General features: G+C 67.1%; 15 protein-coding genes. 5 read left to right on the top strand and 10 right to left on the bottom strand.

Features of this window, described 5'->3' with window-relative positions; all coding sequences use genetic code 11:
• From NS6_RS31355 to clpB, 5 genes are all read right to left on the bottom strand, one after another.
• Nucleotides 1–1,059, bottom strand: coding sequence for a beta-ketoacyl-ACP synthase 3 (locus NS6_RS31355; RefSeq protein ID WP_068049653.1), 1,059 nt, complete (start codon nt 1,057–1,059; stop codon nt 1–3).
• An 81-nt stretch (nt 1,060–1,140) separates the two neighbouring features.
• A complete protein-coding gene (gene pyrE, locus NS6_RS31350) occupies nt 1,141–1,689 on the bottom strand; it encodes an orotate phosphoribosyltransferase (protein WP_068049614.1) in 549 nt (182 codons plus the stop codon).
• A 125-nt stretch (nt 1,690–1,814) separates the two neighbouring features.
• Complete coding sequence (locus NS6_RS31345; protein WP_068049613.1) at nt 1,815–2,855, bottom strand: TtfA family protein; 1,041 nt, start codon at nt 2,853–2,855, stop codon at nt 1,815–1,817.
• Between the two features lie 74 nt (nt 2,856–2,929).
• Nucleotides 2,930–3,727, bottom strand: coding sequence for a DUF5666 domain-containing protein (locus NS6_RS31340; protein WP_068049611.1), 798 nt, complete (start codon nt 3,725–3,727; stop codon nt 2,930–2,932).
• A gap of 314 nt (nt 3,728–4,041) precedes the next feature.
• Entirely contained in the window at nt 4,042–6,639 is a 2,598-nt protein-coding gene (gene clpB, locus NS6_RS31335) for an ATP-dependent chaperone ClpB (protein WP_068049608.1), read from the bottom strand.
• A gap of 333 nt (nt 6,640–6,972) precedes the next feature.
• On the opposite strand from clpB, the gene NS6_RS31330 reads away from it, so the two are divergent.
• Both NS6_RS31330 and NS6_RS31325 read left to right on the top strand, forming a co-directional pair.
• Complete coding sequence (locus NS6_RS31330) at nt 6,973–8,130, top strand: globin domain-containing protein (RefSeq protein WP_068049606.1); 1,158 nt, start codon at nt 6,973–6,975, stop codon at nt 8,128–8,130.
• A gap of 34 nt (nt 8,131–8,164) precedes the next feature.
• Entirely contained in the window at nt 8,165–8,947 is a 783-nt protein-coding gene (locus NS6_RS31325) for an FAD-binding oxidoreductase (protein ID WP_068049605.1), read from the top strand.
• A gap of 95 nt (nt 8,948–9,042) precedes the next feature.
• Here the strand turns inward: NS6_RS31325 and NS6_RS31320 are convergent, their stop codons facing one another.
• The 4 genes from NS6_RS31320 to dnaK are packed head-to-tail and all read right to left on the bottom strand — an operon-like array spanning nt 9,043 to nt 13,243.
• Nucleotides 9,043–9,468 (bottom strand): heat shock protein transcriptional repressor HspR, encoded by a 426-nt coding sequence (locus NS6_RS31320; protein WP_068049604.1) that lies wholly within the window; start codon nt 9,466–9,468, stop codon nt 9,043–9,045.
• Nucleotides 9,468–10,637, bottom strand: coding sequence for a molecular chaperone DnaJ (gene dnaJ, locus NS6_RS31315; protein ID WP_068049603.1), 1,170 nt, complete (start codon nt 10,635–10,637; stop codon nt 9,468–9,470). The genes NS6_RS31320 and dnaJ overlap by 1 nt, the downstream gene beginning before the upstream one ends.
• Before the next feature lie 51 nt (nt 10,638–10,688).
• Nucleotides 10,689–11,396 (bottom strand): nucleotide exchange factor GrpE, encoded by a 708-nt coding sequence (gene grpE / locus NS6_RS31310; RefSeq protein WP_068049602.1) that lies wholly within the window; start codon nt 11,394–11,396, stop codon nt 10,689–10,691.
• Entirely contained in the window at nt 11,393–13,243 is a 1,851-nt protein-coding gene (gene dnaK / locus NS6_RS31305) for a molecular chaperone DnaK (protein ID WP_068049601.1), read from the bottom strand. Before dnaK ends, grpE begins: the two co-directional genes overlap by 4 nt.
• Nucleotides 13,244–13,919: 676 nt before the next feature.
• Here dnaK and NS6_RS31300 point away from each other — a divergent pair.
• The 3 genes from NS6_RS31300 to NS6_RS31290 all read left to right on the top strand — a co-directional run bounded on the left by NS6_RS31300 (nt 13,920) and on the right by NS6_RS31290 (nt 18,128).
• Complete coding sequence (locus NS6_RS31300) at nt 13,920–15,296, top strand: hypothetical protein (protein WP_068049599.1); 1,377 nt, start codon at nt 13,920–13,922, stop codon at nt 15,294–15,296.
• Between the two features lie 144 nt (nt 15,297–15,440).
• Nucleotides 15,441–16,796: a S1 family peptidase gene (locus tag NS6_RS31295; RefSeq protein WP_068049597.1), complete on the top strand. Its 1,356-nt coding sequence runs from the start codon at nt 15,441–15,443 to the stop codon at nt 16,794–16,796.
• Between the two features lie 18 nt (nt 16,797–16,814).
• On the top strand, nt 16,815–18,128 hold the full coding sequence (locus tag NS6_RS31290) for a S1 family peptidase (RefSeq protein ID WP_084471581.1): 1,314 nt from the start codon (nt 16,815–16,817) through the stop codon (nt 18,126–18,128).
• Between the two features lie 324 nt (nt 18,129–18,452).
• On the opposite strand, the gene NS6_RS31285 is transcribed toward NS6_RS31290, so the two are convergent.
• Nucleotides 18,453–19,199: a DUF8020 domain-containing protein gene (locus NS6_RS31285; RefSeq protein ID WP_068049595.1), complete on the bottom strand. Its 747-nt coding sequence runs from the start codon at nt 19,197–19,199 to the stop codon at nt 18,453–18,455.
• Nucleotides 19,200–19,268 lie beyond the last annotated feature (69 nt).

The following is a 19,268-nucleotide window of genomic DNA, read 5'->3' as shown; positions in this document are numbered from 1 at the left end:
CTACAGGCTCGCCTCGGCGGGCGCGGGCGGCAGAGTAACAACCTGCCCCGCATAGCTGAGCCCCGCGCCGAAACCGAGCAGCAAGGCCAGCTGACCGCCCTTGGCCTTACCGGTCGCCAGCATCTCCTCCATGGCCAGCGGGATCGAGGCCGCAGACGTGTTTCCGGTGTTCTCGATATCGGCCGCCATCGGGATATCGTCGGCCAGGCCGAGATTCTTCCTCATCAGCTCGTTGATCCGGGCGTTGGCCTGATGCGGGATGAAGACCTCGATATCTTCCTTCGAAACCCCGGCCATATCCAGCGCGCTGGACAGCGCACGCGGCAAAGTAACTGCCGCCCAGCGGAAAACCTTGGGACCCTCCATCCGCAGCGCCATCCGGCCGACCGGCTCCACTTCGGGATCGGTGCCCTGCAAATCTTGCGCCCGCTGCATGTAATCGACGAAGTTGATGTCCTGTTTGATGGCGTCGGCGTTCTCGCCGTCGCTGCCCCAGACCGTCGGCGAGATCCCGTTCTCCTCGACCGGCCCGATCACCACGGCACCCGCACCGTCACCGAAGATGAACGCCGTACCCCGGTCGGTGGGGTCGATCCCGATGGTCATCGTCTCGGCGCCGATGAGCAGGACGTATTCGGCGGAACCGGCGCGGATCATATCCGCGGCCACACCGAGCCCGTAACCGAATCCGCCGCAGCCGGAGGTGAGATCGAAGGCGGGAATACCGTTCATCCCCAGATCGCTGGCGACGATGGGAGCACCGTGCGGGGTCAGCATCGGCCAGCTGGACGTGGCCAGGATCAGCGCGCCGATCCGCGACGGATCCACGCCGCTGTTGCGCAGCGCCCGCCCGCCCGCAGCCACCGAGATCGACCGCAGCGATTCGTCGCCGCTGATCCAACGCCGATTCCGGATACCGCTGCGTTCGAAAATCCACTCGTCCGAGGAATCCAGGACTTGGCACACCTCGTCGTTGCTGACCACGCGCTGCGGCCGGTACGCACCGATTCCGAGCATCGCGACGTTGTCATGCCCCTTTTTGCCGGCAATGCTCACCACGACGCTCACGACCCTTCACTCACGGTTCTGACGGATTCCCAGGCTAACGGAGCCGCACACGACGTCGAACAGCCCGTCGGTTTAGCCCAGTGCCAGATCCTTCAGACCGAGTATGGAGCGATAGGGCAGCCCTTCGTCGGCGATCACGCGATCCGCGCCGGTTTCCCGGTCGACCACGGTGGCCACCCCGACCACCGTCGCGCCCACCTCGCGCAAGGCGCGTACAGCGGTCAGCGGGGAATTTCCGGTGGTCGTGGTGTCTTCTACGACCAGGACCCGCTTGCCGACCACATCGGGGCCCTCGACCTGCCGTTGCATCCCGTGGGTTTTCGCGGCCTTGCGCACCACGAAGGCGTCGATGGGCCGGCCCGGTGCGTGCATCACCGCCAGCGCGACCGGATCGGCACCCATGGTGAGCCCGCCGACCGCGTCGAATTCCCAGTCCGCGACGAGTTCTCGCAGGAGTTTGCCGATCAGCGGACCCGCGCGGTGGTGCAGGGTCGCCCGCCGCAGGTCGACGTAGTAGTCGGCCTCGTTTCCGGAAGACAATGTCACCTTGCCGTGCACGACGGCTAAATCGCGCACCAGCCCGGCCAAGACATCCCGGTCGGTCGTTGCCTGGTCGATCATCGGTGTCCTTCCGCCCGTGGAGGCGAGTCGCGGCGAGTACGGTCGCGGCGCATGCTCGGCGCCCTGCGAGCAGGATACGGGGGCACCGCTACAACGGTTACCGCAGGTCGCGAGTCATCACGGAGCTACTGCGGCACCGGCCCCTGGTAGGGGCGGAAACCGGGGTGGAAGGGTCCTCCGGGCAACTGGGGGTCGTGCTCGTCGTCGGCAACGGAACCACGGCGGTCGGGGACGGGCCGATCCGGTTCCTCGGCTCCGCCGGACCGCGCACCGGCCGGTTCGGGACGCGGAGCACGATTCGCGGGCCGGGAGTCGGGCACCACGGCCAGGCTCGGCCGGCGCGGCGGTACCTCGTCACCGGGAATGCTCCGGTCATCCTGGCCGGCGGCTACTTCCGGGGCATCACGGCGGTAGCGGACGTTGGGCCCCGGGCGACCGTAATCCTCGTCGCTGTCGTCGGGGTACTCGTCGTAGTCGCCGTCCGGAGCGTCGTCGTCGTACTCCGTCGAGCGGATCCGGGCCCGGGGATGCGCGGGGTGGGGGTCCTGCTCGTCGTTACGGTTCTCGTTGACCGGCGGCAGCACATGCAGCAGACCGGACAACCGCAGAACGGCGTCGATACCGGTCTCCCAGTCCTTGGCAGATGTGCCGACGGGGAGCATTCCGAGGGTCCAATTGCCCTCGCTCCACAACATCTGCACCGTATCGGCCAGCGATTCGATGAACGCGACCATCCGCTGATCCACCGCGTGCCGGGCGATCTCCGGATTGGTGGCGAACACCACCCGGTCGCCGATGGCACCGAGCAGTTCCAGATCGGCGTCCTTGGGCGGATTCATCGTCTTCACCCGCATATCGACGTCGATATCCGAGCCGATCTGCCGGCGCACCGCGACCAGCGTCGCGGAATCCTCCAGATCCAGCAGCACGAATTTCTCGCCCTTACGGATACCGGTCACCACATCGACCGCCGTCAGATACCCGAGCTTGGCCAGCGCACCGCGCCGCCAGGTCGAAGCGAGCGCCGGTTCCACCGACACATAGGTGTATCCCTGGGCTTTCGCCCACACCTGGCGCGCGTGACCGGTCCGCTGTCGCTGGCGCCGGTCGAAATAGAGCAGCACGATCGCACCCGCGAGGGTGATTGCCGCCAGCCCGAACCACATTGCCGTCATCGTCGCCTAGCCTATCCACCCGCCCGGCGTAATGCCGGGCACCCACACTGCGCGCCGCGGATTTCTCATCGGCCGCCCCCGTCGAGGGCGGTACTGATGATCACCTCGGCCTGAATGGATCCGTCCGGGCTCTGCTGCCCCTGCACGATCACCAGATCCCCGGCGGGCAGCGCGTCGACCGTGGCGCCCGCCAGCGATATCACCTGGGTGGCCTCGGTCGTATGCACCGTGACCTCGGTGCCGGTGAGAGTGCTGAGGGTCAGTGTGCCACCACTGTTGGAGCTGATCGTGCCCATGGTGGTGTCGCCGGCGTTCGGGTCCCCCGAATCGGGCGTACCCGGGTCGCCCGGCAGGGGCGGCAGCTCGGGGAACGATTGCTCGGGTTGCGGCGGCACCTGCCGGCCGAGCGTCCGGCCGGTCGTCGTGTTGTCGCCCGCCGTGGGTTGTGAATCGCCACCGCTGAACAGCATTCCGGCGCCCACACCGGCCAGGCCGATCAGCACGATCGCGGCCAGTCCGACGCCGAGCCAGATACCGGTTTTGTTCGACGGCGGCCGGGGCGGTTCCTGCCCGGGCGCAAGCCCGCCGGATTGCCCGTAGGGATCCTGCGGGCCCGGCCCGCCGGCGCCCCATTGCGGATTGCCGCAGGCGTAGCTGTCGTAGGTCGGCATCTCCCGGGTCGGGTTCGGGTTCTGGCCCCAACCTCCGTAGGGATCGGTACCCGGGTAGGCCGTGGTCGGCTCCACGAAGCCCGGGTCGTCGGCCGTGGGCAGTTTCTCGGTCGCCGATTCTCCCGGCTGACCCAGGCGCTGGGTCGGATCGTCGTCCGGCCGCCTTGCCCAGGGATCGTTCGGGTTGGTCATAACATCCAGACTAAGCGGTATCTCCGCGATGGTTCGGGCGCTGCGGGTAAACATGCGGGCGCGACCCTGCACCGCAGGCCATCGTGGATCCCGGCGAAGCCGGGCACAGGCCGGTGTTCCGCCCCCATCGAGTCCGGCCCGGACTCGCTTCGGTACACCCCTGCTCGAACTTCCGTGCTCGTTCCGCCCCGGCGTGAACATTCCCGGTGCGAACATGCGCCGAAGCCGTCCCGAGCGAGCACACACTCGCCGGGGACGGCTTCGCGTGTACCCGGAAAATCGCTGACCGGCGCGGTAATGGCCGGTCGGGGACCTTACGGTGCCGGCGAGCTGTCCACGGCCACAGGTTCGCGGACCCGGCGCCCCACCATGAGGCCGTCCCCGTCGGGGCTCACGCCGACCTCGACAATGTCACCGTCGGCGACCTCCCCGGCCAGCAGTTCCTTGGCGAGGGTGTCGCCGATCGCCTGCTGGATCAGCCGGCGTAGCGGCCGGGCGCCGTACACCGGGTCGTAGCCGCGAACCGCGAGCCAGAACCGCGCCGAATCGCTGACCTCGAGGGTGAGCCGCCGCTGAGCGAGCCGCCGCTGCAACTGATCGAGCTGGATATCGACGACGTGGGCGAGCTGTTCCTCGTCCAGCGAACTGAACATGACCACATCGTCCAGGCGGTTGAGGAATTCCGGTTTGAACGCCGAACGCACCGCGTTCATCACCAAATCCTTGTCGCCGCCGGCCCCGAGGTTCGAGGTCAGGATGAGGATGGTGTTGCGGAAGTCCACCGTACGGCCCTGACCATCGGTGAGCCGGCCCTCGTCGAGCACCGCGAGCAGGATGTCGAAAACGTCCGGGTGCGCCTTCTCGATCTCGTCGAACAACACCACCGTGTAGGGCCGCCTCCGCACCGCCTCGGTGAGCTGACCGCCCTGGTCGTAGCCGACGTATCCGGGCGGCGCACCCACCAGCCGGGCTACTGCGTGCTTCTCGCTGTACTCGCTCATATCGATGCGGACCATGGCGCGTTCGTCGTCGAACAGGAAATCGGCGAGTGCCTTGGCCAGTTCGGTCTTGCCGACGCCGGTAGGGCCGACGAACATGAACGACCCGGTGGGCCGGTTCGGGTCCGCGACCCCGGCGCGGGCACGGCGTACCGCATCGGAAACCGCCTGCACTGCCTCGGTCTGGCCGACCACGCGCCGCCCGAGTTCGGCCTCCATCCGGAGCAGTTTCTCGGTTTCGCCCTCGAGCAGCCGGCCGACCGGGATTCCGGTCCAGGCCGAGATCACCTCGGCGATATCGTCCGGTCCGACCTCCTCCTTGAGCATCACCTCGCCGTCGGCCGCCGCCCCGGAGGCCTGCTCGGCTTCGGCGAGGTCCTTCTCCAGCGCCGGGATCCGGCCATACCGCAGTTCGGCCGCCTTCCCCAGATCGCCGTCGCGTTCGGCGCGTTCGGATTCGCCACGCAGGCCCTCGAGCTGCTCCTTGAGCACCCGCACCTCGTCGATCGCGGTTTTCTCGTTCTGCCAGCGGGTGGTCAGCTGGTTGAGCTTCTCGCGACCGTCGGCGAGTTCACCGCGCAGCTTCTCCAGCCGCTGTTTGGAGGCCTCGTCGGTTTCCTTCGCCAGCGCGACTTCTTCGATTTCGAGGCGGCGCACAGCGCGTTCGACTTCGTCGATCTCCACCGGCCGCGAGTCGATCTCCATACGCAACCGGGACGCGGATTCGTCGACGAGGTCGATCGCCTTGTCGGGCAGGAACCGGGAGGTGATGTATCGGTCGGAGAGCGTGGCCGCCGCCACCAGCGCGGAATCGGTGATCCGCACGCCGTGGTGCACTTCGTACCGCTCCTTGATCCCGCGCAGGATCCCTACGGTGTCCTCGACCGAGGGTTCACCGACGAGCACCTGCTGGAAGCGGCGTTCCAGGGCTGCGTCCTTCTCGATGTGCTTGCGGTATTCGTCGAGCGTGGTGGCGCCGACCAGCCGCAGTTCGCCGCGGGCCAGCATCGGTTTGATCATATTTCCGGCGTCCATTGCGGATTCGCCGGTCGCACCGGCGCCGACAATGGTGTGCAGTTCGTCGATGAAGGTGATGATCTGGCCGGCACTGGACTTGATCTCCTCCAGGACCGCCTTCAGCCGCTCCTCGAATTCGCCGCGATACTTCGCGCCCGCGACCATCGCACCGAGGTCGAGTGATATCACGCTCTTGCCGCGCAGCGATTCGGGCACGTCACCCGCGATGATGCGCTGGGCCAAGCCCTCTACGATGGCGGTTTTACCGACACCGGGTTCCCCGATGAGTACCGGGTTGTTCTTGGTACGCCGCGACAGCACCTGCACCACGCGGCGTATCTCGGTGTCGCGGCCGATCACCGGATCGAGCTTGCCGTCGCGCGCGGCATCGGTGAGGTCGGTGGAGTACTTCTCCAGTGCCTGGTAGCTACCCTCGGGATCAGGGCTGCTGACCCTGGCGTTACCCCGGACGGCGGTGAATGCCTCGCGCAGCGCGGCCGCGGTGGCACCGTATTTCTCGAGCAGCATCGTGATATCGGTATCGCCGGTGGCGAGCCCGACGACCACATGCTCGGTGGAGACGTATTCGTCGCCGAGTTCGGTGGCCAGATGCTGTGCCGCGGTGATCGCGGCCAGCGCTTCCCGGCCGAGCTGCGGGGTGGTGGTGGCGCCGGTGGCACGGGGCAGCCGATCGACGATGTCCTGGGCCTCACGACGCACTGCGGCGGGATCGGTGCCGACCGCTTTCAGCAGTGGCCCGGCGATCCCGTCGGTCTGGTCGAGTAGCGCCACCAGCAGGTGGGCCGGGCGGATCTCCGGGTTACCGGCCGCCGACGCCGCCTGGAGGGCGGCAGTCAAGGCGGCCTGGGTCTTGGTGGTGGGGTTGAACGAGTCCACGAAGCACCTTCCTGCTAGTCGACATCTCCTCCGGCACCCGCGCCCGTTCCGGGGACTCGTGCCGTTCTGCTCGGTTCAACGTCCGAAAAGTTGAGTCTGTTCCGCTCAAGTCCGGGATTTTTCCGCCGCCGGCCTCGCCCGCGGGTTGCCGGAAAGATGCCCGCTCCCGACTCACGCCGCCGCGGCAATACCCGCGGACAAGATCGGTCAAACCACGTACTCGTATTTCACATCCACCATCATCACAATTTTCGGGGATACTGTCGGATGAAGGACTGCCGGCAACGGCAACGTCCTGATCGGGCAGACATCAGGGAAAGGAAGCTCCACGCCGTGGATGCGCGTTCGGCAGCGCTGGTCCGCGCCAATTTCCAGTCGGTGCTCGACGCACCGCATGGACCCGAGCGGTTGGTCAGCGCTTTTTACGGTCACCTTTTCGCCGAGAATCCACGGCTGCGGGAGTTGTTCCCGCCGACCATGGATATGCAGGCGAAGCGGCTGGCCACTGCGATCCAGTACATGCTGGATCACCTGGAGGACTGGGACCGTGCACAGAAGTTCCTGGAACAACTGGCACGCGATCACCGCAAATACGGGGTCGAGGCCGCGCACTACGATCAGGCCGGTCCCGCGCTCTTTGCCGCCTTCCAGACCTACAACGGCCCGAACTGGACCAGGGAACTCGCCGGAGGATGGCGCGATGTCTGCCTGCTCATCTCCGCCGCCATGGCGATAGGCGCCAATTCCGACGATTCCCCGCCCTACTGGGAAGCCACCGTTGTCGGGCACCGCCACGTCCTCGACGACCTGGCCATCGTACGTTTGCAGTCCGACGACCCGATCCCGTATCTGGCCGGTCAGTACGTTCCCGTCTCGGTCCCGCAGCGGCCCCGGATGTGGCGCTATCTCTCCCCCGCCATCCCGTCGAACCCGTACGGCGAGATCGAATTCCATGTGCGCAAGGTCCGCAGCGGCTGGGTGAGCCCCTCCATCGTCAACGAAACCGAGGTCGGCGACCGCTGGCTCATCGGAGGGCCGCTCGGCGGACTCCAGGTAGACCAGGACAATGGCCGCGATGTGCTGATGATCGGCTCCGGCACCGGTATCGCACCGCTGCGCGCGCAGCTGATCGAAATGGGCCGCCGCGGAATCAATCCGCGGGTACATTTCTTCATCGGCGGGGCCTACCCGTGCGACCTGTACGACGTGGAGAACATGTGGCAGCTGTCGCAGAGCAACCCGTGGCTCACCATCGTCCCGGTCTGCGAGCACAAGACCAACCCGTGGTGGTACCCGCATCCCACCGAGGACGCACCCTATGGGATGCACCGGCGCCTGGTCGGAAACCTCGGCGCCGTGGTGGCCAGCTTCGGTGCGTGGGAGGATCGGCAGATCCAGATCGCCGGTTCGGCAAAGATGATCGCGGATACCCGGCGCGCGCTCCTCGCGGTCGGCACGCCGGAGGAGATCATCAGCACCGATCCGGTCTGAACCGACCGAATGAACCTGCTCCCAAGGAGTGCCAGTGAGCAATGGCCCTCGCGCCGACCCGCACCGTCGCGACCAGCCGACCCAGTGGTTCGCCGAGGTGGTCGAACATCACCGGCTGCGCCACGATCTGGCGGTGATCCGGCTGATCGGCGAATACATACCCTTCACCGCGGGACAATCCCTGGAAGTCGAGGCTCCGCAGTTCCCGGGGATGCGCCGCCGTTTCTCCCCGGCGCTACCGCCCTCGCTGGACGGCAAGCTCGAATTCCATATCCGCACCGTGGCGGGCGGCTGGTGCAGTAGCGGGATCGTCGCCGACACCCGGCCCGGCGATCGCTGGAAACTGGCCGCCCCGGAGGGCATGTTCAGCGTGGATCCCGACGGCGACGAGGTCGTGATGATCGCCGGCGGCACCGGACTCGCGCCGCTACGGTCCCAGCTCCTCGAGCTGGCCAGGCACGAATACCCCCCGACCACGTACCTCTTCTTCGGTGGTTTCTCCCCCCGCGACCTATACGCCGCCGATATGCTGGTCCTCCTGGCAGCGGACCTGCCGTGGCTCACCGTGGTACCGGTAGTGGAACGCCTCGAGGACCCGTCCTGGCCCGACGACTGGCACGACCGGCACCGGGTGGATATCGGCTTCGACGAGGAAGACCTGATCCAGGGCACCCTCGCCGAAGTGGTCGGCTCCTACGGCAGTTTCAACCGGCACCAGGTCCTGGTGTGTGGATCACCCGCAATGACCCGGTCCACGGTGGAGAAGTTACTCGACGCCGGAACCCCGCCGGAACGCATCCAATTCGAAGGCGCCTGAAAACTCTCGCCACGTCGCCCGCGTCAACCGAGCACGGAAGCATCCGCCCCACCCCGAACTCGACGTGCCCAGCGGCGGAGCCGAGTTCAGCGATATTACCGCCGCCGGTTGCGCGGCTGCCAGACAACCAATGCGGTATTGCGCTGCGGCGGGATCAGTTCCGGCCGGTAGTCCGGCCGGGCCCGTTCCCGTTCCAGCGCCGCGGCCAGTTCGACAACCCGCTCCTGCAGTTCGGACACCTGGTTGGTGAGTTCGATGATCCGTTTGATCCCGGCCAGGTTGACGCCCTCGTCCTGGGACAGCCGCTGCACTTCTCGCAGCAGCGCCACGTCCCGTTCCGAATAGCGCCTACCGCCACCCGAAGTGCGCTGCGGTGTCACCAATCCCAGCCGGTCGTAGGTGCGCAGTGTTTGCGCATGCATACCCGACAACTGGGCGGCCACCGAGATCACGAAGTATTCGGCGCGCGCTTCCGCCCGCGCCGAACTACTTTCGGATGCCCGTTTCGGATCGTCGGACATCACGCACCTGCCCATCCTGCTCTCGGATCGAAGCCGCTGGCCTTCTCCGCCTCCTGCAGCGCGCGTAGCGCGGCCATGGCATCGTCGTCCAGCTTCGGCGGCACGGCGACCTTCACGGTGACCAGTAGATCACCGGCTCCGCCACCACGTTTGGGAACTCCGCGGCCACGCACCCGCAGGGTGCGCCCGTCCGCGGTGCCCGGTGGCACCTTCACACCGACCCGGCCCTCCAGGGTGGGCACCGATACGGTCGTGCCGAGCACCAATTCACTGTAGCTGACCGGCAGTGCCAGGGTGAGGTCGTCGCCGTTCCGGCCGAAGACCTTGTCCTGACCGACGCGCACAGTGACGTAGAGGTCGCCCGAGGGGGCGCCCCGCAGTCCGGCCTCGCCTTGCCCGGCCAGCCTGATCCGCTGACCGTCGGCGATACCCGGTGGGATCCGGACATTGATGGTGCGGGTGCGGTTCTGGATTCCGTTGCCGTGACAGTCCACGCATGGGTCGTCGATGATCGACCCGGTGCCGCGGCATTCGTCGCACGGTTCACTGAAACCGAACGCACCCTGATTCCGGCTCACCACACCGCTGCCGTTGCAGATCGGGCACACCCGAGGGCTGGTGCCCGGTTTTGCGCCGCTGCCGTGGCAGGTGGTGCACGGCGACGGACTGGTCAGGTGCAGCGGAACCGTCACGCCGCGAGCGGCTTCGCGGAAACCGAGGGTCGTCTCGGCCTCCACGTCGGCACCCCGGCGCGGACGGCTGGTGCGGGTCCCGCTCCGGTTGAACAGCCCACCGAACAGATCGCCGAGGCCGCCGTCGGCGCCGCCGGCTTGCTGCCCGAAGATATCGCCCAGGTCGAACCCCTGGGTGAAACCGCCACCGCCACCGGCACCCGGAGTGAAACCGCCACCGCCCCGGCCGTACCCGCCGCCCGCGAACAGGCGGCGGGTTTCGTCGTATTCGGCGCGTTTGGCCGCATCCGACAGCACGGTGTGGGCCTCGCTGACGGCTTTGAACCGCTCCTCGGCCTTGGCATCCCCCGGGTTGGCGTCCGGGTGCAGATCACGGGCGAGTTTGCGATACGCCTTCTTGATCTCGTCGGTGGAGGCGTCGGAGGAGACGCCCAGCTCCTTGTAGAAGTCCTTTTCGATCCACTCCCGCTGGCTCACCGGGCATCTCCTCCTTTCCCCATTGCTGCGCGACCCCGCGCCGCGGGATCACTAGTTCGACGAACCGGCATCCGCATCCGATGCCTCCGCTGCCGCGGTTTCGGCCGCGGGAGCGGCATCGGCGGTGGTATCACCCACGCCGTCGGTTACTCCGACCATCGCGTGCCGCAGCACCCGCTCGCCGAAGCGGTAACCCTTACGCATCACCATGCCGAGCACCGGATCGTGCCCGGCACCTTCGTGCTGTACGGCCTCGTGCAGGTTCGGGTCGAAGGCATCGCCCTCGGCCCCGAATTCCTCGAGCCCCTGTTTACGCAGTGCCTCGATCAGCTTGTCGGCCACCGAACGCAACGGTCCGGATTCCAGGTCGCCGTGCGCTCTGGCGCGGTCCAGGTCGTCGAGTACACCCAACAGCTCGGTGACCACGGCGGCCTTCGCCGTATCGATCGCTGTCTTGCGATCGCGTTCGACCCGGCGCCGGTAGTTGGTGTACTCCGCCGTGAGCCGCTGCAGATCGGCGGTGCGCTCGGCAAGCTCGGACGCCGGATCGGCTACCGTCGCGGCCTCGGCGCCGTCCAGACCCGACTGCGGAGCCTGCGGGGCGACCCGCTCCTCGGCGTCCGCGGCGGTCTCGGCCCCGGCCGGGGCGGCAGCATCCGCCGCCCCGGCCGGATCCCGGACCTCGCCGGTTTCCGGATCGATCTTGCGCTTGTCGACGAAGCTGATCGGTTCCTCGGAATTGTTACCCGCGTTCGTCACTTCTTCTCCGTGTCGACCGGTTCGTCCACGACCTCGGCGTCGACCACTTGGTCGTCGCCGGCGTCACTGCCTGCGGCACCGTCACCGGACGCCGCGCCCTCGGCTGCCGAGGCCTCGTAGATCGCCTGACCCAGCGCCTGGGATTCGGAGGCCAGCTTCTCCACCGCGGTTTTCACCGCGGCTGTGTCGGTGCCCTTCAGCGCCTCCTTGGCCTCGCCGATCGCGGCCTCGACCTTGGATTTCACATCCGCCGGCACCTTGTCCTCGTTGTCGGCGATGAACTTCTCGGTCTGGTGGACCAGCGATTCGGCCTGGTTGCGGGTCTCCGCCTCCTCGCGCCGCTCCTTGTCCTCGGCGGCGTGCGCCTCGGCGTCCTTGACCATCCGGTCGATCTCCTCCTTGGACAGGCCGGAGCCGTCCTGGATCTTGATCGTGTTCTCTTTACCGGTGCCCTTGTCCTTCGCGGTCACGTGCACGATGCCGTTGGCATCGATATCGAAGGTGACCTCGATCTGCGGCACACCACGCGGAGCCGGCGGGATCCCGGTGAGCTCGAAGGAGCCGAGCAGTTTGTTGTGCGCGGCGATTTCGCGCTCACCCTGGAACACCTGGATCTGCACCGACGGCTGGTTGTCGTTGGCCGTGGTGAAGGTTTCCGAGCGTTTGGTCGGGATGGTGGTGTTGCGCTCGATGAGATTGGTCATCACACCGCCCTTGGTCTCGATACCCAGCGACAGCGGGGTCACATCGAGCAGCAGGACGTCTTTGACCTCACCCTTGAGCACACCGGCCTGCAGGGCGGCGCCCACGGCGACGACCTCGTCCGGGTTGACCCCCTTGTTGGGTTCCTTGCCACCGGTGAGCTCGCGGACCAGATCGGTGACGGCGGGCATCCGGGTGGAGCCACCGACGAGCACGACATGGTCGATATCGGCGACCTTGATCCCGGCATCCTTGACCACGGACTGGAACGGCGCACGGGTGCGGTCCAGCAGATCCGAGGTGATCTTCTGGAATTCGGCACGGGTCAGCTGTTCGTCGAGGAACAGCGGGTTCTTGTCCGCGTCGACGGTGATGTAGGGCAGGTTGATCGAGGTGCTCTGCGAGGAGCTCAGTTCGATCTTGGCCTTCTCGGCGGCCTCACGCAGCCGCTGCATGGCCATCTTGTCCTTGGTCAGGTCGATACCCGAGCTCGACTTGAACTTGTCGACCAGCCAGGAGACGACCCGCTCGTCCCAGTCGTCACCACCGAGGTGGTTGTCGCCGGAGGTGGCACGGACCTCGACGACGCCCTCGCCGATTTCCAGCAACGAGACGTCGAAGGTGCCGCCGCCGAGGTCGAAGACCAGGATGGTCTGTTCCTTGTCGCCCTTGTCCAGGCCGTAGGCCAGGGCCGCGGCGGTGGGCTCGTTGACGATGCGCAGCACGTTGAGGCCGGCGATCTGGCCGGCTTCCTTGGTGGCCTGACGCTGGGCGTCTTCGAAGTAGGCGGGCACAGTGATCACCGCGTCGGTGATCTCCTCGCCCAGGTAGGACTCGGCATCGCGCTTCAACTTCATCAGCGTGCGCGCGCTGATCTCCTGCGGGGTGTACTTCTTGTCGTCGATCTCGACGGTCCAGTCGGTGCCGACATGGCGTTTGACCGAGCGGATCGTACGGTCGACGTTGGTTACTGCCTGGTTCTTGGCGGGCTGGCCGACCAGAACCTCTCCATTCTTCGCGAACGCGACAACCGAGGGCGTAGTGCGCGAACCCTCGGAGTTGGCAACGACGACCGGCTCGCCACCTTCGAGAACGGCGACGACCGAGTTCGTGGTCCCGAGGTCGATTCCGACCGCACGAGCCATTTGTTGTTCCTCCTCATTTTCGACTGCTTGTGTCTGTACGGGCTGTCCGCCCCAATACGCCGAAGCCCGGGGGGGCTTGCGACGCTCGGACCAGCCCCAGGCACGACATAGAGCACGGCCCCAGCAATACTGAGCGTGGTCGGCTCAATCCTGCCCGCGTCAGCGCGGGCCGTCAAGTCAAACTTGAGTCGAACCCACTCAACCTTGTCGATCAGCTCAACCTCGGACACCGGCGATCTATTCCCACCCCGCACCGCCGCCCCTCCGCCATTCTTACCGGCACCACGTCGCAAAAACCCCGCCGGTACGACATCGTGACCCAGCTGTGCCGCCCTGGACGACCGCCACGCCGCGAGCCACACCGACCACTCCCGGATCACTCGGGCCACGCCAGGGTTCGTGTTCGGTACCGGGTCCGGACCCATACGGAGAAAATTGCGAGGCACACCCAGGTACCGGATCGTTACACGCGCCCGAGCCCGTACCGGGCCGCGCGCGTGTCCGCACCCGCCTCCCCCCCGATGCGGTCGTGTACCCCGCGCCCGGATCCACGCCGGGCCCCGATCGCAGCTATTGTCAATGCTCCGCACACGGTCGCTGCGCGCCGCGCCGCGCGATGCGTACGTGAACCCGTAGCGTCGTTGTTGGATGAGGAAGTCGAAGCGAGGATCCGAGGATGGCCACTGGGGTGGGCCTGCACATCGCCGAGTATGCGTGCACCGCGGCGGTCGTCGGCGATGACGGGGATCCGCACTTCATCATCCGCGAACCGATCCTGCACATGTCCGACGACGGCGACGCCGAACTCGGCGGCGTCACCACCCCACCCGGCTACACCCATACGATCACCGGTTTCGTCTCCGCCGTAGCAGACCCCGCCGGCGTGACCGTGGACGACGGCGAGGCCTACCGCGGTGAGGACCTACTCGCCACCGCGATGTTCTGCCTGATCAACCTCACCGCCGACTACCTCAACGGCCCCGCCGAGTTCTACGCCACACACCCCGGCGGCTGGCCCGCCGCGCAGGTCTTCGCGCTACGCGGCGCACTCGACTATCTGGGTCTCAAATCCGTCGCCCTCATCGGCGAGGACGAACTCCCTCCGCGGCCGGGTGGCCACAGCGCCGACGAAATCGGCCGATACTTCGCCGAGAGCGCCGGACGCGCCGCCCTGGCCGTGGTGCTCGAAACCCCCGCCGGTGCGACCCCACCCGACCCCGGTACCGCCGAGAACTCCTTTCTCGACACCGTGGTCATGCCGAAGCTCGGCGACACTCCGGCGAAGGCGTATTCCGCAGTGGACCCCGACCCGGCCTATCCGGCGGCGACCGCCGACCCGTATGCGGAGGCCGATCCCCAGGCAGACCCGGAAGCCACCTACGGCGGGCCCAGTCTGGGCGTGCTCGCCGCCGGATTGGGAGTCACGTCGGCGGCCGCGGGCGCCCTGCCGGCGGCCGATCCGGGCACCCCGGAGGCGAGCGCACAGACTTCGGGGCCCGCCACGACACCGCCGAAAGGCTCCGCCCGCACCCCGGCCCCGGCCGAGCCGAAAGGCTCCCGGCGTACGGCCGCCTTGATTGCCGTCGCCGCGCTCGCGGGCCTGTTGATCGGCGCCCTCGGGGTTACCGCGTTCCTACGGCCGGGAGCCGCCGAACCCGGCCCCGCACCGGTGACGAGCCCGGTGACCGATACCCCCGCTCTGCCACCCCCCATGCCGCCACAGCCGGTGGCCCCGCCGCCCGCCGAACCGACCTACATCCCCGAACCGACCTTCGAGCCGGAGCCGGTCGAAACCACCGAGCCGGCCGTCACCACACCGCCGCCGGTGACCACCACGGGGCAATCCGAGCCGCCGCCGGTGACTTCGGTGCCCGGCACCACCGAACCGAGCGGCCCGACGCTCACCGAGCCCACCACCAGCAATACCGAAACCACGACAACCCGGGCACGGCCGGGATACGAATTCTTCCCGTTTCCCATGCCGTTCCGCAGCGAAGATCCGGACCTTCCCGACACCGGTTCCCAGGAAGGCCGCCGACAGGAAGCCAGATAGCGTTTTGTGGCCTAGAGTGTTCGCCTGACCGGTGTTCTCCCGGCCACCCCGGAAACCTCGGTCAGCTCGACCACACCTGTGCGCCAACGGATTAAATCCCGTGGCCATGGATTAACCGGCACACCGTGCCGACGAAGGGACTCCATGCGCAAGTCGGTGGCGCGTCGCGCCGCGGTCAAAGCTGCCGTCATCAGCTCTGCCGTTCTCCTGACTCCCCTGTTCGGTGCGGTCCCGGCGACCGCGGAGCCCGCCCCGGAACAATTGAGAGCCGAGGATCTGCCGGCCGAACTCACCCAAGCGCTGTCCCGTGATCTGCAAATGACCCCGACCGAATATCTGGACCGGTCGGCCCGCGCTCAGCAGCTCCAGGATTACGCGGCCGAGTTCCGCGCCGAACGCCCCGATGTATTCGCAGGCGCGTGGATGACCCCGGAAGGTAAACCGATCGTCGCCGTGACCTCGCCGGACGCCGCCAAGGTGGCCAGCGCCGACGGTTACCACACCCGGCTGGCCCCGGTTTCGGCCGCCGCGCTGGAAACCTCTCTGACGCAACTGAATCAATGGGTTGCCGGGCAGCCACGCGATATTTCGCAGGTGATCAATTCGATCGCCATCGACTTCCTCAACAGCCAGCTGATTGTGAATGTCGCCAACACGCCGCTGGCGCATATGCTCAATCTGCCGACGCTCATCGCCAATATCAAAGTGGTCCTCGGCCCCGACGGCGGCGGCCCGGTCGATCGACGGCCGATGGGCGGCGATACCTATATCAGCGCACCAGGCCCCCTCGATGATGCCCAGCTGCGCAGCGTCGATGTCTGCTCGTTCGGCTTCAACAGCGTCGATTCCGCCGGAAACGCGCTGAATATCAGTGCGGGGCACTGCAATCCGAACCTCGATAAAGGCGACGAGCGCGCGGCCGTGTACAGCCCGAATGTCCACAACATTCCGGCCAGCCCAGAACTGGGCACCTTCGTGAAATCCGAATTGGGTGGCCCCGCCACTCTCGACTATTCGGTGATCCAGCTGAACGAACGCGCCGTGGGCGCCGGAATGGATCAGCCCTCGGTTCGCGGCGCCAACGGCACCACCCTGAATATCACCGGCACCGCCGAACCGGTGGTCGGCGCACCGGTCTGCAAATCCGGCCAGTCATCCACTTTCACCTGCGGATTCGTTGTCGCCGACCGGGTCGAGACACAGCTTTTCACCACCGAGGGTGACGCCAAGACCATTCGCGGCTTCGCCAGCACCGCCTGCACCCTGGGCGGCGACAGCGGCGGCGCCATCGTCACCGGCACCCTGGCCCTCGGGATCACCAGCGGTTCGAACGCCGCCGACGCTCCCGACTGCGGGGAGGCCAATATCGCCCTCGCCCAGTACGGCGGCACCGCCACGCTGGGCATTCCGATCCGCGCGGTACTCGCCGATATCGAGGCCACCTCCGGCGGCGGCCTCGGCAGCGGTATCAGCGTACGAACCAGGCCGAATGCCGGGTGATCCCGATATAGTCTCTGCATGCTCATGCCACGCATAGGTAAACGGCGAACGGCGCCGTTCAGAACCCGCACTTTCCGGGCCGCGGCGGCCGCCTCGGCGGCAGTGCTGCTGTTCGGCCCCACCGCGGTGTCCTCCGCCGCCCCCGACCCCGGTCCCGGCCTGCCCGCCGACCTCGTCGCGGCACTCAGCCGCGATCTGCACATCTCCCCCGAGCAGTACCTGCAGCGCGCCGATACTGCCCAGCAGGTGGCCGCGTTCGCCACCACCGCTCAGCGCCAGTTCCCGCAGGTGTTCGCGGGCGCCTGGCTCGACGAGCACGGCAAAGGCGTGGTCGCCCTCGCACCCGGCCCCGGCGGGGAGGAAGCGCGTAGCGCAGCGGAGTCGACCGGTTTCGTCGTCCGCAATGTCGCCAAGAGCGAACAAACCCTGCGCGGCGAGAAGAGCGCCTTCGAACGCTGGCTCGACGGCCAGCCCGCCGCGGTCTCCGCGCTCGTTCGCGGTGTGGTCGTCGATACCGTCAACAACAGCATCGCCGTCCGCGTCGACCAGGTCGGCCTGCCGATGCCGAACTTCATCGACCCGGCCCGCGTCATCGTGATGGCTCCGCCGGTTGCGGCGGAAACGCTGCCCGCCGCCGATATCGCCGAAGGCGGTGCCGCGGCGCCGCTCGGTGGTGGCGACGGGTACGCCTCGGTGGCCGGTGACGGTTCGCTGCGCTGTTCCTTCGGGTTCAACGGGGTCGGCCCGGCCGGTAACGCCGTGAACATCACCGCCGGCCACTGCAATCCGGACCTGGACAATGTCGGTGCCGCCGGCGTGCACGAATCCCTCGGCGGTAACCGTGTCGGCCCGAAGATCGCCACCTTCCAGAAATCGGTCCTCGGCAACCAGGACTACTCGATCCTCGACATCGAGGACGGGGCCGCGGGACGTTTCGAGAACAACCAGGTGAAGGTGCCCGGCGCCGGGCCGGTGCCGGTCGAAGGCGTGGCCACCCCGGTGGTCGGTGCTCCCGTCTGCAAGTCCGGTTCGCGCACCGGCTTCAGCTGTGGTGTCGTGAATGCCGTCGATCAGACGGTGCAGGTCGGCGATCGCCAGCTCACCCAGAGCTTCTCCGCCAATATCTGCGCCCTGCCCGGTGACAGTGGCGGCGCGATCGTCACGGGCCGGCTGGCCCTGGGCATCTCCAGCGCCTCCTCGGTCGCCGACTACCCGATCTGCGAGATCCCCAACATTCTGGGTGTGCTCACGGGTAACGCCCCGCAGTTGTTCGCCCAGCCGGTGAGCGTAGTGCTCTCCGACAATCCGGGCCTGCGTATCCGCACAAGCTAGACGGCACGCTCACCCTTCGCCCGCAATCGCGGAGGGTGAGCAGCAGCGGGTGTCACTCGCCCGGGCATAGAGCTGATGAAGGGCCGGCAGCACAACGCTGCCGGCCCTTCACCTGTGCCTGGGCAGCTTCCGGCGAAAACATCGAGCCCTTGCGTTGTCCGCCACCTCTGAGTTCGGCCTCCCTGCCCAGGCAGCCGACGCACCGCGCATGCATTGATCGATGCGGTCGGGTGATTGTCGACGACGGCGTTCGCATGGTGCAGACAGAGATCGGCCCGCACGGCATGCCGTGCGGGCCGATCCGAATGGGCTGTCGCCGGTTCGTTACTTCGGCGGCTCGACGTTCACCGGAGCCCCGCCGTTGGCCCACTTGGTCGTGCCGTCCGGCGCCTGGAGCGTGTTGAACAGCTCGATCCCTGCACCGACCAGAGTCGGTCCACCAACTGCGATGGTGCCGAGGATTCCGCCTACACCGGCACCTGTTATCAGGCCGGGAATGCAACCGGCAACGATTGTCACCACGCACCCGATCACAGCACCGATAGCGGTGCCGACGAAGCCACCGATCGCGGTAGCGATGCTGAAGTTGCTGACGAACTCGCTCTGAGCTTTCTGGTTTTCCATCGGCGAGGCAATCGGCTGCACGGCCAGCGGCTGGGTCGTGTCCAGACCCTCGGGCTTCTCCGGGGTGATCTCGACGATCTTTCCGTCGTTCTTCACCTCGGACGCCACCGGGATGTCGACGCCGTTCGCCGTAAATTTCAACGGCACCGAGGCAACGAGGGCACCGGCGTCATCCTTGATTTCGAGTACCTGAGTCTCGGCCGCTTCGGCAATCGGCTCTCCCTGCGGAGTGCCGGGCGCAGCCGCTTCGGGCTCCAGCTCCTTCTCGACGATCGAGAAGGTTCCGCCGCCGAGGGTGGCGACGACAGTCTTCTCGACGAGCTGCACGGCGTAGTTGATCGGTTCTTTCGGCGCCGGAGCCGCAGGCTCGGCGTGTGATGTGCCGAAGCTCAGGGTGAGTGAACCAATGACCATTGCCGCGACGGCAGTGGGTCTCGCGAGTTTCATCCATTTCCAATCGGGGTATCCAGCGCAACGTCTGCACGCGAGGGGATCGCGGGGGCCGCGACCCTGATT

This window comes from Nocardia speluncae NBRC 108251, from assembly GCF_001613245.1.
Lineage (GTDB): Bacteria > Actinomycetota > Actinomycetes > Mycobacteriales > Mycobacteriaceae > Nocardia > Nocardia speluncae.
Note: the sequence above shows the minus strand (reverse complement) of the source record. Positions and strands in the feature narration are given on the sequence as shown.